This is a genomic window from Nocardia carnea NBRC 14403 (assembly GCF_000308515.1).
GTDB classification, from domain to species: domain Bacteria; phylum Actinomycetota; class Actinomycetes; order Mycobacteriales; family Mycobacteriaceae; genus Nocardia; species Nocardia carnea.
Genome location: NZ_BAFV01000022.1, coordinates 47944 through 63624 on the forward strand (window position 1 = coordinate 47944; position 15681 = coordinate 63624).

Sequence of the window (15681 nt, forward strand, 5' to 3'; positions counted from 1 at the left end):
CGTGACCCTGCGTGAAAAACCGCGGATCGGCGCCGTGGCGAGTATCGAGTTCGGCCGCACGGTCCGTGTACTGCGGCTGCGCCGCCTCACGGCCCGGTTCGGCGTGCGCAGCGTGGTGGTGTCGGCGGTGCTGCTCGTCGCCGCCTGTGTCGTCTCACTCCTGGCGCTGGGCTCCGGGGATTTCGATATCCCGCCCGACCGGGTGCTGCGGGCGCTGCTGGGCAGCGGGGTCGGTAGTGACGAACTCGTGGTGCTGGAGTGGCGGTTCCCGCGGGTATTGATGGCGCTGGTGCTCGGCGCGGCGCTCGGAATCAGCGGCGCGATCCTGCAGTCGGTGACCCGGAACCCGCTGGGCAGCCCCGATATCATCGGGTTCAACAACGGTGCCTATACGGGTGCACTGCTGGTCATCCTGGCCGGCGGTGGGTACTACGCCACCGCGGCCGGGGCGATCGGCGGCGGACTGGTCACCGCGCTGGCGATCTTCCTGCTCGCATTCCGGCAGAACATCAAGGGATTCCGGCTGGTGATCGTCGGTATCGGTATCGGTTCGATGCTGGCCGCGGCCAATACCTGGCTCATTCTGCGCGCCGACCTCGATACCGCCATGTCGGCCGCGGCCTGGGGGGTGGGCACGCTGGACGGGCTGACCTGGGCCGAGATCACGCCGGCGCTGGTGGTGCTGGCCGTGCTCGCACTCGCGGTGGTGCCCGCGGCACATCAGTTGCCGATCCTGGAATTGGGCGACGATGCGGCGCAGGCGCTGGGGGTCCGGGTGGGCCGGGCGCGATTGCTCCTCACGATCTTCAGTGTCGCGTTCACCGCTGTCGGTGCGGCCGTTGCGGGGCCGATCGCCTTCGTGGCACTCGCGGCCCCGCAGCTGGGCCGCCGATTGGCCCGGACACCGACGACGGCGCTGCTTCCGGCGGCGGCGATGGGGGCGTTTCTGCTGGCGGTATGTGATTGGATCTCGCGCCGCGTCTTCGCGCCGACCTCCGTGCCGGTCGGTGTGGTGACGGCGTCGGTCGGTGGTGCATATCTGGCTTATCTGCTGGTGGTCGAGGCTCGACGGAACTGAGGAATCTTCGTGGACGAAAAACTAGAGCGCAGCGAATCTGCGCAGCAAACCGTCACCCCGCCCGCCGCCACGGACGCCCGGTTACGGGCCGACCGGCTGCGGCTGGGCTACCGCAACCGGGTGATCAGCGATGAGCTCACCGTCGATATCCCCGACGGCACCTTCACTGCCATCATCGGGCCGAATGCCTGCGGTAAATCGACGCTGCTGCGGGCATTGTCGCGGCTGCTGGCACCCGAATCCGGCGCGGTGCTGCTGGACGGTAAGGCCATCGGTTCCTATCCGGCGAAAGAGGTGGCCCGCCGTATCGGGCTGCTGCCGCAGAGTTCGACCGCGCCGGAAGGGATCCGGGTCGCCGATCTGGTGGCTCGGGGCCGGTATCCGCACCAATCACTGGTCCGGCAGTGGTCGCGGCACGACGAGGAGGCGGTGGCCGCGGCGATGGCCGCCACCGGGGTGACGGATCTGTCCGGGCGGCTGGTCGACGAATTGTCCGGCGGGCAGCGGCAGCGGGTGTGGATCGCGATGGTGCTCGCCCAGGAGACGCCGATCGTGCTGCTCGACGAGCCCACCACCTTCCTCGATATCGCGCACCAGATCCAGCTGCTCGACCTGTGCCGGGAACTCAACCGGGATACCGGCCGGACAGTGGTCGCGGTACTGCACGATCTCAATCACGCGTTCCGTTACGCCGATCACCTGATCGCCATGCGCGACGGTGCGGTGGTCGCGGCCGGGGCGCCGCGCGAGATCGTCACGGCGGAACTGGTGCAGAAGGTTTTCGACCTGGGCTGCCGGGTGATCGACGATCCGGAAACGGGCACGCCACTGGTGGTTCCGCTCGGTGAGAAGGCGGTCCGGGTGGGCTGATCGAACAAACTGAGCGCAAAGTCCGACTACAGTCAAGATGTTTCACTTTAGTAAAGGTTAGGCTAACCTCAACTGTGGTCGTGTGTTGTGCCGCGGTGTTCCCACCGGTGGCACGGCAGACGAAAGTGGTTCACAGCGAAGGGAGTTGCCGTGCCGGCGGCAGTGCAGAACGCGTCGACGATCAGCGGTGCAGGACTACCGCTCACCGGCCCCCAGCTGGGAATCTGGAACGCGCAGCAGTTCGACCCGGAATCCGGCCGCTACCTGGTGGGCGAGGTCCTCGAAATATCCGGTGCCGAGCCGATCGATGTCGACGCACTGGCCGAGGCCATCGCGCTGACCGTCGCCGAGGCCGAGAACATGCGGCTGCGGTTCCGCGATACCGATTCCGGCCCCCGGCAATTCGTCAGCAACGAACCCGCAGTCCTGCGGCCGATGATCGACCTGCGCGGCGCCGCAGACCCGATTTCCCTGGCCCACGAGGCCGTCGCCCTCGAACGGCACGAGGCCGCGCAGCGGTGCCGGGGCATGGTCGATCGGCGGCTCTACAACTACACGCTGATCCGGCTCACCGAATGCGAAGTGTGGTGTGTGCAGCTGTACCACCACCTGATCGTCGACGGCTACAGTGCGGCGCTGCTGTCGCGCCGGGTGGCTGCGCACTACACCGCATTGCGCCGGGGCACCGAACCCCCCAAGGCGACCTTCGGCACCATTGCTGATCTGGTGGCCGATGAGCAGGCCTACCGCGAGAGCGAGCATTTCACCGCCGACCAGGAGTACTGGCGCGACCAGCTCAGCCCCGCACCCGCGCTGGACGGGCGCGGTACCGCCCTCGGCGGCGCGGTGGAACGTACGATCCGCGCCGAGGCGATCCTGCCGGTCGCCACCCTCGACCGGCTGCGCCAATGCACCGAGCGCTACCGGATCACCTGGGCGGACGGGCTGATCGCCTGTTACGCCGCGTATATCCAACGACAGCTCGGCACCTCCGATGTCGTGCTGTCGATGCTGATGATGGGCCGTGTCGGGCGGGTCGCGCTCAGTACACCGTCGATGGCGGTGAACGTGCTGCCGCTGCGGTTGGCCGTGCACGCCCACGAAACAGTGGGCGAACTGGGCGTCCGGGTGGCGGAATCGCTGCGCGAGATGCGTAGGCACCAGCGCTACAGCGGTGCCGACCTGGCCCGTGACCTGAGCGGTTTCGGTGCGGGCGAGTTGCTGCACGGGGTCGGGATCAACCTGAAGGTCTTCGATTTCGCCCTCGACTTCGACGGCGCCAAAGGGGTCCTGCGCAATGTGGCGGGCGGGCCGCCGGAAGATCTCGGCCTAGTCGCGACTCCGCTGCCCGACAAATCCGTACTGCTGAACTTCGAATGCGATGCGCGCACCAACGATCCGGAGACCGCCTATCGCCGCATGGCAGGGCTGGTCCGGGTCATCGAGGCTTTCACCGAACTGGACAAGGTACAGGTCGGTGCGCTGGAACTGATCGACCCCGACGACCGGGCCCGGCTGCTGGCACAGCGTCGCGGGCCGGCGGCCGCGGCCGGAACCGAGCTGGTTCCGGCGGCACTGGACCGGATGGTCGCCGAATACGCCGGCGATACCGTGCTGGTCGCCGGCGCGCGGCGATATACCGGTGCCGAACTGGGCGCGCAGGTGTATCGGCTGGTCCGGTACCTGCGCGACCAGGGCGTGCGGCCGGGAGACCGGGTGGGTGTCGCACTACCGCGCACGGCGGATCTGGTGGTGGCGCTGCTGGCCGTCTGGCGGGCCGGCGCGACCTATCTACCGCTGGACCCGGAACATCCGGCGGCGCGGCTGCAGACGATGATCGACGACTCCGCTCCGGTGCTGGTCCTCACCGACAACACGCTGGTCGGCGAACTCGATTGCCGTACGGTCGCAGTGGACGGCGCCGAGGTACGCGCCGCGGTGCAGGAGTATCCGGACAGCCGCCCGGCCGAAGCCGCCATCCGGGGCGACCACGCCGCCTATGTTCTCTACACTTCCGGATCCACCGGCACTCCCAAGGGTGTGGTGATCGACCACAACGCCCTCGCGCAACTGGTCGCCGGGCACCGGTCCGGTATCTACGCCGAAACCGTCGAGCGGGCCGGCGGCCACCGGCTGGCCATCGCCCACACCACCTCGTTCGCCTTCGACGCCGCGCTCGACCCGCTGCTGTGGCTGCTCGACGGCCACCGGATCCACCTGTACGACAGTGTGACCCGCCGCGACCCCGCCGCGCTCGTGGCCGCCTTCGGCGCGGACGGGATCGAGGTCGCCGACGGCACCCCCACACTTGCCGCCGCCCTGTTCACACATGGGCTGGCCGAGGTGGCGCCGCGCCTGCTGGTCCTCGGCGGTGAGGCCTGCCCACCGGACCTCTGGCAGCAGGTACAGACCGCCGGAATCAGCGCCGTCAATCTCTACGGGCCCACCGAGGCCACGGTCGACGCCATCGGCGCACCCGTATGCGGCACCGATCCGCATATCGGGGTGCCGCTACCCGGAGTGCGAGCCTACCTGCTGGACAACGGTTTACAGGTGGTCGCGGACGGGCAGCCCGGCGAGCTGTACCTGGCGGGGGCCGGGATCGCGCAGGGTTATCTGGGCCGGCCCGGACTGAGCGCAGAACGTTTCGTAGCCGACCCGTTCGGCCCGCCGGGTGCCCGGATGTACCGCACCGGCGATCTGGCGCGCTGGGTGCCGGGGCAGGGCTACTTCTATGCGGGCCGGGCGGATGCGCAGATCAAGATCCGCGGGCACCGGATCGAAATCGGTGAGGTGGAAGCCGCATTGAGCGGGCTGCCCGAGGTCGTCGCCGCGGCCGCCGATATCCGCGAGCTCGCGGGCCGGCAGAGCCTGATCGGTTATGTGGTCGCCACCGGCGAGGCCGCAGCGCAGATACACGACGGTGCCGCGGATCTCGGCGCCCGGTTACGCAACCGGCTGGCCGATACGCTGCCCGACCCCATGGTTCCCACCCGGATCGTGGTGCTCGACGAACTCCCGTGGACGGTCAACGGCAAGGTGGACCGGCCCGCGTTACCCGATCCGGTGGAATCCACCGGCGGGCGGGCACCGGCTACACCGGCCGAACAGGCGATCGCCGAGGTGGTGGCCGAACTACTCGGTCGCGACAGCGATACCGTCGATATCGACGACGATTTCTTCGGCGCCGGCGGCGACAGCATCACCGCGATCGGTGTCTGCGCGAAACTGCGCGAACGCGGCTTCGTCCTGGCACCGCAGGATCTGCTGACCCGCCGCGGTCTCGCGGATCTGGCGGCCGCGGCCGACCCCGTGCCGGTTTCGGCGGATAACCGCCCGGCGCCGGTGCCGCGCGCGGAATCCGTCACGATCGCGTTACCGCCGCAGGATCTTGCGGAACTCGCCACCGTGCACGGGCCCGTCGCCGATGTGCTGCCGCTGTCACCGCTGCAGGAAGGGTTACTGTTCCACGCGCTGCGCGACGGCGCCGCCGACGTCTACACCCTGACGGCACGGTTCGAACTGTCCGGCCCGGTGGACCCCGACCGGCTGGCCGCCGCGTTCACCGAAGTACTGCACCGGCACCCGAACCTGGGTGCCGCATTCCACTACGACCGCGTCGACCAACCGGTCCAGGTGATCCCCCGCAACCCGCAGATCGCCTGGCGGGTCGAGGATCTGCGCGACCGGCCGGACGCCGCGGACCGCGCGCTGACGCTGGAGCAGACCGCGGGCGCGGAACTGTTCGATATCGGCGATCCGCCGCTGCTGCGCGCCCTGCTGATCCGGCTCTCCGATACCGTGCACCGGCTGGTGCTCACCGCCCACCACCTGCTGGCCGACGGCTGGTCGATCCCGATCGTGCTGCGCGAGATGCTCGCCCGCTATCACGGTGAGGAACTGCCCGAACCCGGCTACTACGGCACCTATCTGGCGTGGCTCGCCGCCCGCGATACGGTCGCGGAAACCCGCCGCTGGGGCGATTACCTCGCCGGGCTGGAGGCACCGAGCCTGATCGGCGCACCCGGGCCACGTTCGGCCGCGGTCGGGTTGCAGGTACCGCTGGGCTCCGAGACCGCGGCCGCGCTCGAATCCTTCGGCCGGGCCCACGGGCTCACGATGAACACCCTGCTGCAGGGTGCGTGGTCGATGGTGCTGGCCGAACAGCTCGGCCGGACCGATGTGGTGTTCGGTGCGGTGGTGTCGGGCCGGCCCGCGGACCTGCCCGGTGTGGGCGGCATGGTCGGCCTGTTCAGCAATACGGTTCCGGTGCGGATGACCCTCGATACCGGGCGGCCGGTCGCCGAGCAGTTCGCCGCCTTCCAGCGGACCACACTGGAACTGCAGAACCAGGGCTATCTGGGCCTGGCGACCGTGGAACGCGCGGCGGGGGTCGGGCGGCTCTTCGATACGCTCGTCGTCTACGAGAATTTCCCCAAAACCGGTGTGGCGCCGAAGGAAACACACGAGGTCGGCGTTGCCGACGTCGCCGTGCACAGCCTCACCCACTATCCGGTGACCGTGACGGCACTGCCCGGTGACCGGTTCCGGCTCATGCTGCACTACGCGCCGGGCGCGATCGAGGAAGCGAACGGGCAGCGGATGGCGGCGCGGCTGGGTGCCGTGCTCACCGCGCTGGTCGGCGATCCGGCCGCCACCGTCGGTGCGGTACTCGACCGAACCCGGCACCCGGACAGTCACGGTGCGACGCTGGCCGATTGGACCTCGGCAACCGAGATAGATCCCGCCTCCCCGGCACTCACCGCCGAGGGCATGACCATTTCCTACCGTGAGTTCGGCGAACGCGCCGATCGCCTGGCGCGCTGGCTCGTTTCCCAGCGGATCGGCCCGGAGACGGTGGTGGTGGTCGCGATGCGGCGCTGTGGCGAGGCTGTTATCGCCGCGCACGCGATCAGTCGCGCCGGTGGGGTCTACCTTCCGGTGGACCCGGGGCAGCCGGCCGAGCGGCTGGACACGATTCTCGAGACCGCCGCTCCGGCACTCGTCCTCACCACGAGCACCGACGATTTCGCGACCGGACGGGCGCCTGTCATCGCGACCGACACCCTCGACCTCACCGGTTTCGCGGCGAATACGCTCACCGACGCGGACCGGCTCGCACCGCTGCGCCCGGACAATGCCGCCTACCTGCTGTTCACCTCCGGGTCCACCGGTGTGCCGAAGGGCGTATCGGTGAGCCATGCGGCCATCGTCAACACCTTCGCCTGGCTGCAGGAACACCACCGGTTCGGGCTGGGTGACACCATGCTGTACCGCACCCCGGCCACCTTCGACGCCTCGCTGCTGGAGATCTACCTGCCGCTGCTGGTGGGCGCCCGGATCGTGGTCGCCCGGCCCAACGGCCACCGCGACCCCTACTACCAGGCCGAACTCATGGCCGACGAGCAGGTCACCGCGGTGCAGATGACTTCCTCGATGCTCACGACGATGGCCGAGGAAAGCGATCTCACCGGATGTTCCGCGCTCCGTTGCGTGTTCACCGGTGGCGAACCGCTACCACCGGCCACCGCGCAGCGGTTCCGGGAAGTCACCGGCACCAAGGTGAACAACCTCTACGGCCCCACCGAAGCCGCGGTCTGCATCACCTACCACGTCACCGACGACACCGATCTGGACACGGTCCCCATCGGCCGCCCGCCCGGCGGTGCGGGGGTGCGCGTACTGGACGAGAAACTGCGCCCGGTGCCGTTCGGCACGGTCGGCGAGCTCTACCTCACCGGCGTGCAGCTCGCCCGCGGCTACCTGCACGAACCGGCGCGCACCGCGCATACCTTCGTCGCCGACCCCGCCGGCAGCGGTGAACTCATGTACCGCACCGGTGATCTGGTGCGCTGGGGCGCCGAGGGCGAACTCGACTACATCGGCCGCACCGACAGTCAGGTGAAACTGCGCGGCCAGCGGATCGAACTCGGCGATATCGAATCGGCGGTCCTGCGCCGCCCCGAGATCGCCCAGGCCGCGGTGATCCTGCGGGAGGATATTCCCGGCGACCAACGCCTGGTCGCCTACCTCCGCGCTCGGTCCGGCGCCACCGTCGATACCGAGGAACTGCGGGTCGCGCTCCGGAATGTGCTGCCCTCCTACATGATTCCTGCGGCATTCGTCGAGCTCGACGCGATCCCGATGACCGTCAGCGACAAACTCGACCGCAAGGCGCTGCCCGTCCCGGAATACCCGGTGGATGTGGCCGCCACTGGACAGGTCGTGACCCCGACCGCCGTTCCAGGCACACCGGTTGCGGCTCAGACGGCGGGTCCGGGCGTACCGGCGCCGGCTCCGGGGAGGCAGACGGCGGGTCCGGATGTATCTGCGGCCGCCCTCGGCGCGCCGGCCATGTCTTCGAGCGCATCGACCGTGGCACAGGGCGGCCCGGCCGCTCCGGAAGCGCAGACCGTGGCTCCGGAAGCGCAGACCGCGCCTTCGGGTGTGCAGACCGCGGCTTCCGGGTCGCTGACGGCGGTTCCCGGCGAACCCGGGGGAGTGCCGGGAGTGGCCGGCGCGGTTACCGCGGCCATGGCCGCGGTGCTGGGTATCGCGGCGATCGGGCCGGATGACGATTTCTTCGCCGTCGGCGGTCATTCCCTGACCGCGGTGCGGTTGGTCGGGCGGTTGCGCCGCGCCGGATACGGGGTCGTCGTCGACGACGTTTTCGAGGCGCCGACCGTTCGCGCCCTCACGACACGTATCGAAGCGGTGGCGGTCGGCGGAAACGGCTCCGCCGACGCGGGTTCCATTGTCTCGAGTACCGCAGCGCCGAAAACCGCAGCGCCGAAAACCGCAGCGCCGAACACCGCAGTGTCGGAGACTGCAGTGTCGGAGACTGTGGCACCGGAGCATGTGCCACCGGCGACCGCTGCGACGAATCCCGCAGTGCTGGAGACGCTGTCGCCGGAGACGGTGTCCGAGGAGATTGCGATGCTGGGCCGGCGCCTCGACCATGTGCTGCGGTTACGTGACCGCGGCGCGGCCGAGCCGCTGTTCTGTGTGCATCCCGTGGGCGGAACGGCCTGGCAGTTCGCTCCGCTGGCCCGGCGGTTGCGCGCCGACCGGCCGCTGATCGGCCTCCAGTTACCCGCCCTGCGCGGTGTGGATTCCGGGGCCGAGACCATCGACGAACTGGCCGCCCGCTACCTGGAAACCGTTCGCGAAATCCAGCCGGAGGGCCCGTACCACCTGCTGGGCTATTCGCTCGGCGGCAATATCGTGCACGCCATGGCGGCCGCGCTCACCGCGGCCGGCGCGGAGGTCGCATTCGTGGGGATGGTCGATTCGCATCCGCTCGCCGACCTCGCCGAACAGGCCACCGAGGCGCTGGCCGATCCGGCCCGGCTGGACCGGTTGCTTCCGGAACTGCCCGAGGACGCCCCGGATCTCGCTGCGCTCGTCCGCGGCGCCGCCGGCGAATTGCTGCGGATGGTCACGAAATCCGAGGCACCCCGGTATTCCGGGCACATGTCGCTCTACGCCGCCGATCTCGGCGAGGACCAGGACGCCCCGCGCGTCGCCGCCCAGCTGGCCGGCTGGCGCGCTGCCGGCGCCCGGATCATCCCGCGCCGGTTGCCTTACACCCATTTCGGGATCGTCGCCGACGGCGGCTGGGCCGAGGTTGCCGCGCTGCTCGATACCGACCCGGCGTTGCGGACCTGACCGTGCGGGCAGGCCTCAGAGACTCTGCCGCGGCACCATCCGGTGCCCCGGCGGTTCGAGAAAGAAAGTGAAGTACCTATGTCGCTGTTATCCCACAGCCGCTTCGCGGCCTGGCTACGTGCTGTAGTCGGCCTGTTCGTCGCGGTACTCGCGGTCGCGGGCTGTAGCTCCGATGCCGAGCCTGCCGCCGAAGCCGGGACCCGGCCGATCCAGACCGAGAAGGGCGCCGTCGAGGTGCCGGCCGACCCGCAGCGGGTCGTGGTGCTCAACGGCGCCCTCGCGGGCTACCTCTACGACCTCGATGTGCCGGTGGCCGCGGCGGATACCCGGGTTCTCGGTGTGACCGACCGCAGCGGAAAGTTTCCCCCGACGTGGGCGGATGACGCGACCGAACAGGGCACCCAGGTGGTGCCGATCGGGCAGAGCGTGAACGTGGAGTTCGTGGCCTCGATGCAGCCCGACCTGATCATCGGCGGCGGCCAGGGCTTCCCGGCCAAACAGTCGGTGGATGCCTATGACCAGCTCAGTGCTATCGCGCCGACAGTGCTGGTGCCCGGTGATGTCACCGACTGGCAGGGGCAGCTGAAGTTGCTGGCCGATGTGGTCAACAAGGGCGACAAGGTCGATGAGCTGATCACCGCCTACGACGACAAGCTCAAGCAGGTCGCCGAAACCGTCAAGGCGCCCGAGCAGCAGATCGGCTACTTCCAGTCCGCCGCCGACGGTAAGCCGAAGATGGTCCTGCCGAACGCCGCGCTGCCGACACTGCTGGCCGAGCTGGGTTTCAAGGCCGACGATCAGGTTGTCGCCAAGGCCGGTAACCCGGAGATCAACCCCTCCGCCGACTGGTTCAACTTCAGCCCCGAACTGCTGACCAAGGTCGTGGACCAGCCCGTGGTGATCGTGGTTCCGCTCAGCGGTGCCAAGAGCGCGGCCGAGCTCGCCGAGGACCCGATGTTCGCGCAGCTGCCCGCGTTCAAGAGCAAGAAGGTCTATGAGCTGCCGGCCACCAGCTACCGGCCGGACTACCGCGGCGTGATGAACACCCTCGACCTGATCCAGGAGCAGTTCAAGTGACAGCCACCGCCGGCCTCCTCATCGATATCTCCCCGTTGCGGGAGAGCCGGCGGTTCCGCTGTGCCTTCGGCGCGCGGCTGATCTCCGTACTCGGCATCGGGCTGCTGATGGTGGCCCTGCCGGTACAGGTCTACGACCTCACTGGGTCGAGCCTGCACGTGGCCGGAGTATCGACGACCATGGCGATCGCCCTGTTCGTCGGAAGCCTGGGGGGTGGGGTGATCGCCGACCGGTTCGACCGGCGCACGGTGATGCAGTGGTCGCGGACCGCCGCGGGGCTGGCGTTTCTGGCCCTGGGCTTCAACGCGATACTGGCCAGTCCCACTCTGGCGGTGATCTACGCCGCCGCCGTCGTCGACGGCCTGGCGGGCGGGATCAGCGGGTCGGCCATGATGGCGCTGGTGCCGATGCTGGTCGAGCGCGCGAAGATGCCGGCGGCGGGTGCACTGATCACCCTGACCTCGGATCTCGGCACCATGATCACCCCGGCCATCGCCGGTGTGCTGATCGCCCAGATCGGCGTGCCTTTTGCGTTTTTCGCCGCCGCGGCAGCGACCGCGGCCACCGTGGGCCTGATCCGGGCCATCGGCGCCGCCCCGCCACCGGCGCGCGAGCTGCGCAATCCGCTGGTGGAAATGGGGCAGGGGATCGGATTCGCGATACGCCACCGCGTTATCCGCGCGGTATTGGTGAGCGGTCTGCTCGCCATGCTCGTGAGCGGGCCGCTGGTGTTGCTGCCGGCGTTCTCGGATCAGGCACTGAATGCCGGTCCGGCGACGCTGGGCCTGCTCTACGCCGCGCCCGGTGCGGGTGCCGTACTCGGATCGCTGACCAGCGGTTGGATCGGCCGCTCCCGCCGGAACGGTCTCGCGCTGCTGGTTTCGCTGGCTCTCATGCCGCTGGGCCTGATCATGGCCGGTGTCTGGCCGCAGGTGGCATGGAGTTTCCTGGGGCTGGCCGCGTTCGGTATCGCCCGGGCCGTGAACAACATCCTGCGGTATGCGGTACTGCAGCAGCATTCGCCGGAGGAGATGCGCGGCCGGTTGTCGAGTCTGCAACTGGTGCAATCGGTTACCGGAACGGCGCTCGGGTCGATGGCGGCCGGTGTGATCGGCGGTCTCGTGGAACCGGGTGCCGCCCTGGTGGTCTACGGCGGTGCGGTGCTCGTGCTGCTCGTACCCACCATGGTGTTCCTGGCGCCGCTGGCCCGGCTCACCGCTCCCGGCAAACCTGCCGGGCCGCCGGTGAAACCGCCGGTGGAGCCCACCGGAATCGCGGACAAAGGAAAGGACGGTGTGTGATGGATCGCGGTGCCTACCGTGAGCGGATCGCCGAGGTCATGGCCGGATCCCACGGGGCCAAGGTCGGCTATCCGATCGAATTGCGGGAACTCGAGGTGATCCGCACCCAGCAGGTGGGTTCGGGGCTGCTCCGGGTCACCTTCGGTGGTCGGGAGCTCGCCGGATTCCACAGCTATGTCCCCGACGAACACGTCCGTGTGGTCTTCCCCGACACCGACGGAACCCTGCGCCTGCCGGTGAAAGACGGGCTCTCGCTGGAATGGCCCGCACCGCGGCCGATCTCGCGGGAGTACACGGTGCGCCGCTACGACGCCGATGCGGGCGAACTCGATATCGAATTCGCGCTGCATCCCGGCGGGCTCGCCTCGGACTGGGCGCTGGCCGCCGCACCGGGGGACCGTATCCATATCGCCGGCCCGCCGGGCGGTGTGGTGGTGCCGGAAAGCTACGACAACTACCTGTTCGCCGGGGATATCACCGCGCTGCCCGCGATGGCCCGCTGGCTGGAACGGCTGCCGCGGGCGGCCAAGGGCTGGGTGTTCGTCGAGGTGACCGACGCGAGCCAGGAGATCGAGATCGACGCGCCGGCCGGGTTCGAGATCCAGTGGCTGCACCGCGGCGATGCCGCGCCGGGGACCGGGGATCTGCTGGAGAAGGCGATCCGCACGGTCACCGTGCCCGCCGGGCAGAACGTGTACGCGTGGGTGGCCGGTGAGGCCGGGCAGCTGCGCCCGATCCGCAAATGGATCCGCAGCGAACTCGGTGTCGGATCGAAGGACTGCCTGATCGCCGGCTATTGGAAACACGGGATCGCGAATTTCGACGGCGAAGAATAGAAGGAGAGAGCATGACGAACGACGCAGCGGCCGTGACCGAGCGCGACCGCTTCATCCAGGATGTCGCCGAAGTGATGGGCGTCCCGGCCGGGGAACTGTCCACCGATACCAATCTGCTCGATGCCGGGCTCGATTCGGTGCGCATCATGCAGTTGGTGGAGAAATGGCGGTCGGAGGGGCATGAGACCGTCGATCCGATGATGCTGGCCGGGGACCCCGTATTGGAGTCCTGGCTGGAGGTTCTGTGCCCGTGACCGGGCGCCGCGAACCGCGCCGGATGCGTGGTTCGCGGCACCGGGGGTCACTGTGCGCGGTGCCCCTCGGCCAGCAGCCGGCGCAGATCGCGGCGGCTGGTCTTCCCGACCCCGGTCTCCGGGAATTCCTCGATGGTCACCACGGCGTCGGGCATCTTCCACGCGGCGATACCGCGTCCGCGGACGAAGCTGCGGACCGTGGTCAGCGTCGGGGGTGTTGCGGGATCGGCGGGTTGGACGAAGGCGCAGATACGTTGCCCGAGGACCGGGTCCGGGGTGCCGACGATGACCGCGTCCCGGATAGCGGGGTGTTCGAGCAGATGGGCTTCGAGTTCCTCGGCCGATACCTTCTCGCCGCCGCGGTTGACCCAGTCGCCCGCCCGGCCCTTCACGACGAGGTTGCCGTCCGGGCGCAGCGCGACGATATCGCCGGTGCTGTACCAGCCGTCGGCGTCGAAACTGCGGGCATTGGCCTCGGGATTGTCGTAGTAGCCGCGAATCGTGTAGGGCCCCTGGGTCTTCAGATTTCCGTCGGCGCCCGGCGCGACTTCGGCACCCTCGTCGTCGACGATCTTCATCCGGTCGAGTTCCGACATCGGCCGGCCCTGGGTGGCGACGACGGCATCGATCGGATCGTCGAGCCGGGTGTAACACACCAGGCCCTCGGCCATGCCGAAGACCTGCTGCAGGGTCACGCCCAGCGCGGGTCCGACCCGGCGGGCCAATTCGTCCGGGCAGCGGGCGCCGCCCACCTGAACCACCTGCAGGCTGGACAGATCCGGCAGTTCGCCGCCTTTTTCGGCCCGCTCGACCCACAGCCGCGCCAGCGGCGGAACCAGCCCGGTGATGGTGACCCCGAACCGTTCGATCGCCGCGAACGCGGTGGAGGGCGTCGGATCCGGTGTCATCGCGACCGTTCCGCCCGCGTACAGCGCGCCCAGGATTCCCGGCGAGCTCATCGGAAAATTGTGCGCCACGGGCAGTGTGGCCAGATAGACCGAGTCCGGGCCCAGTTCGGTGATTTCGGCGCTGCGCCGCACGCTGTAGAGGTAGTCGTCGTGGGTGCGGGGGATGAGTTTGGGAATCCCGGTGCTCCCCCCGGAGAGCTGCAGGAACGCTACATCGCCGGCGTCGAGTTCGGGCATTTCTCCCGGTTCGTCGCGGTACCCGGCGAGATCGGCGGCGCCCTCGGCGAACTCGGTCTCCGGATCGTCGGTGACCAGCAGGACGTGGCGCAGGGAGTCGACCCGGCGGCGCACGGTATCGGCCAGTGCCGCATGGTCGAAACGCTGGTGGGTGGCGCAGGTGATCATGGCGACCGCTTTGCTCGCGTTGCCGATGGGCACCAGTTCGGATTCGCGGTGTGCGGGCAGGCAGAACACCGGCAGCGCACCGATTTCGAACAGAGCGAAGATGACTTCCACGAATTCCGCCCGGTTGGGCAGCTGTACCAGGACGCGGTCGTGGTGGCCGATACCGAGCCGCATCAGGCCGGTGGCCAGCGACCGGGCGCGGCGGTCGAGTTCGGCGTAGGTCCAGCGGTGGGTCGCGTCGACGACGGCGATCGCCTCGGGGGTCTGTGCGGCGCGGGTGCTCAGCAGTTGCGCGAACGTCTCACCGGTCCAGCACTTTTCATCGCGATACCGATTCGCGAGTTCCGATGGCCAGGGTGTGAAACCGGGCAGGACGGACGATGGCATGGCGCACCTCTTTCCGATCGGCGATCTTGTTCGATGTCACACCGGAATGCTAGCCTTACGGTGTAACTTCAGGTTAGGCTAACCTAATGGTCACGAAGCAATGGGGCGAAGGGGTCATCGTCACCGGAGCCGCCGGGGGCATCGGGGCGGCCGTCGCCACCGCACTCGCAGGCGCTACTCCGCTCATCGAATTGTGGGATACCGATCCCCGGGTACACGAGGTGGCCGAACGGCTCGGGCGGCAGTACGAGGGAATTGCCGCGCGGGGTACCGAAATCGATCTCACCGATGCGGCCGCCGTCTCCGCCGCATTCGATCGCGTGGTCGCCGAGAACGGCGCACCGCGCATCGTCGTGCACACCGCCGGCGCGATGATCGGCGGCTCCGCCCTGGATACCGGCGCCGGCGACTGGCAGCGCTGCCTCGCGGTCAACACCAACGCCGCCGTGTATGTGGCACAGCGCGCCGCCCGCGAAATGGTCGCCCTGCAGCGCGGTTCCATCGTGGTGGTCTCCTCGAATTCTGCGACGACACCCCGGGTCGGCCTCGCCGCCTACGGCGCCGCCAAGGCCGCGACCACGGCGTTCACCCGGTCGCTGGCGCTGCAGGTCGCACCGCACGGGGTCCGGGTGAATCTGGTGTCGCCGGGTTCCACCGATACTCCTCTGCTCCGCGGAATGTATGCCGATTCCGGCGAACACGGACTCGGCGATGCGGCGCGCACCAGCCTGCTCGACGGCGACCCGGAGAACTACCGGCTGGGAATCCCGTTGCGGCGGATTGCCGAACCGGCCGATATCGCCGCCGCCGTCCACTTCCTGGTTTCCGACGCCGCGCGCCATATCACCATGCACGACCTGCGGGTCGACGGCGGCGCAACGCTGGATATGTGACACG

At 69.0% G+C, this 15681-nt stretch carries 9 protein-coding genes; 8 read left to right on the plus strand and 1 reads right to left on the minus strand.

Going from position 1 to position 15681, the window contains the following annotated elements:
• The first annotated feature begins 1 nt into the window (after position 1).
• The 7 genes from ON22_RS07795 to ON22_RS07825 all read left to right on the plus strand — a co-directional run bounded on the left by ON22_RS07795 (position 2) and on the right by ON22_RS07825 (position 13084).
• On the plus strand, positions 2–1078 hold the full coding sequence (locus ON22_RS07795) for a FecCD family ABC transporter permease (RefSeq protein WP_033244895.1): 1077 nt from the start codon (positions 2–4) through the stop codon (positions 1076–1078).
• A gap of 96 nt (positions 1079–1174) precedes the next feature.
• Positions 1175–1948 carry an ABC transporter ATP-binding protein gene (locus tag ON22_RS07800; protein WP_231508658.1) on the plus strand — a complete coding sequence of 258 codons (774 nt, stop codon included), beginning with the start codon at positions 1175–1177 and terminating at the stop codon, positions 1946–1948.
• Positions 1949–2098: 150 nt separating this feature from the next.
• Positions 2099–9616 carry a non-ribosomal peptide synthetase gene (locus ON22_RS07805; protein WP_033244897.1) on the plus strand — a complete coding sequence of 2506 codons (7518 nt, stop codon included), beginning with the start codon at positions 2099–2101 and terminating at the stop codon, positions 9614–9616.
• A 78-nt stretch (positions 9617–9694) separates the two neighbouring features.
• Entirely contained in the window at positions 9695–10693 is a 999-nt protein-coding gene (locus ON22_RS07810; protein ID WP_033244898.1) for an ABC transporter substrate-binding protein, read from the plus strand.
• Positions 10690–11994, plus strand: a complete 1305-nt coding sequence (entS, locus tag ON22_RS07815) for an enterobactin transporter EntS (protein WP_063820551.1) — start codon at positions 10690–10692, stop codon at positions 11992–11994. Before ON22_RS07810 ends, entS begins: the two co-directional genes overlap by 4 nt.
• Positions 11994–12830 carry a siderophore-interacting protein gene (locus tag ON22_RS07820; protein WP_033244899.1) on the plus strand — a complete coding sequence of 279 codons (837 nt, stop codon included), beginning with the start codon at positions 11994–11996 and terminating at the stop codon, positions 12828–12830. The genes entS and ON22_RS07820 overlap by 1 nt, the downstream gene beginning before the upstream one ends.
• Before the next feature lie 11 nt (positions 12831–12841).
• On the plus strand, positions 12842–13084 hold the full coding sequence (locus ON22_RS07825; RefSeq protein ID WP_033244900.1) for a phosphopantetheine-binding protein: 243 nt from the start codon (positions 12842–12844) through the stop codon (positions 13082–13084).
• Positions 13085–13131: 47 nt separating this feature from the next.
• On the opposite strand, the gene ON22_RS07830 is transcribed toward ON22_RS07825, so the two are convergent.
• A complete protein-coding gene (locus ON22_RS07830) occupies positions 13132–14784 on the minus strand; it encodes a (2,3-dihydroxybenzoyl)adenylate synthase (RefSeq protein ID WP_033244901.1) in 1653 nt (550 codons plus the stop codon).
• An 86-nt stretch (positions 14785–14870) separates the two neighbouring features.
• Between ON22_RS07830 and ON22_RS07835 the strand changes: the two genes are divergently transcribed.
• Positions 14871–15677, plus strand: a complete 807-nt coding sequence (locus ON22_RS07835; RefSeq protein WP_033244902.1) for an SDR family oxidoreductase — start codon at positions 14871–14873, stop codon at positions 15675–15677.
• Positions 15678–15681: the final 4 nt, after the last annotated feature.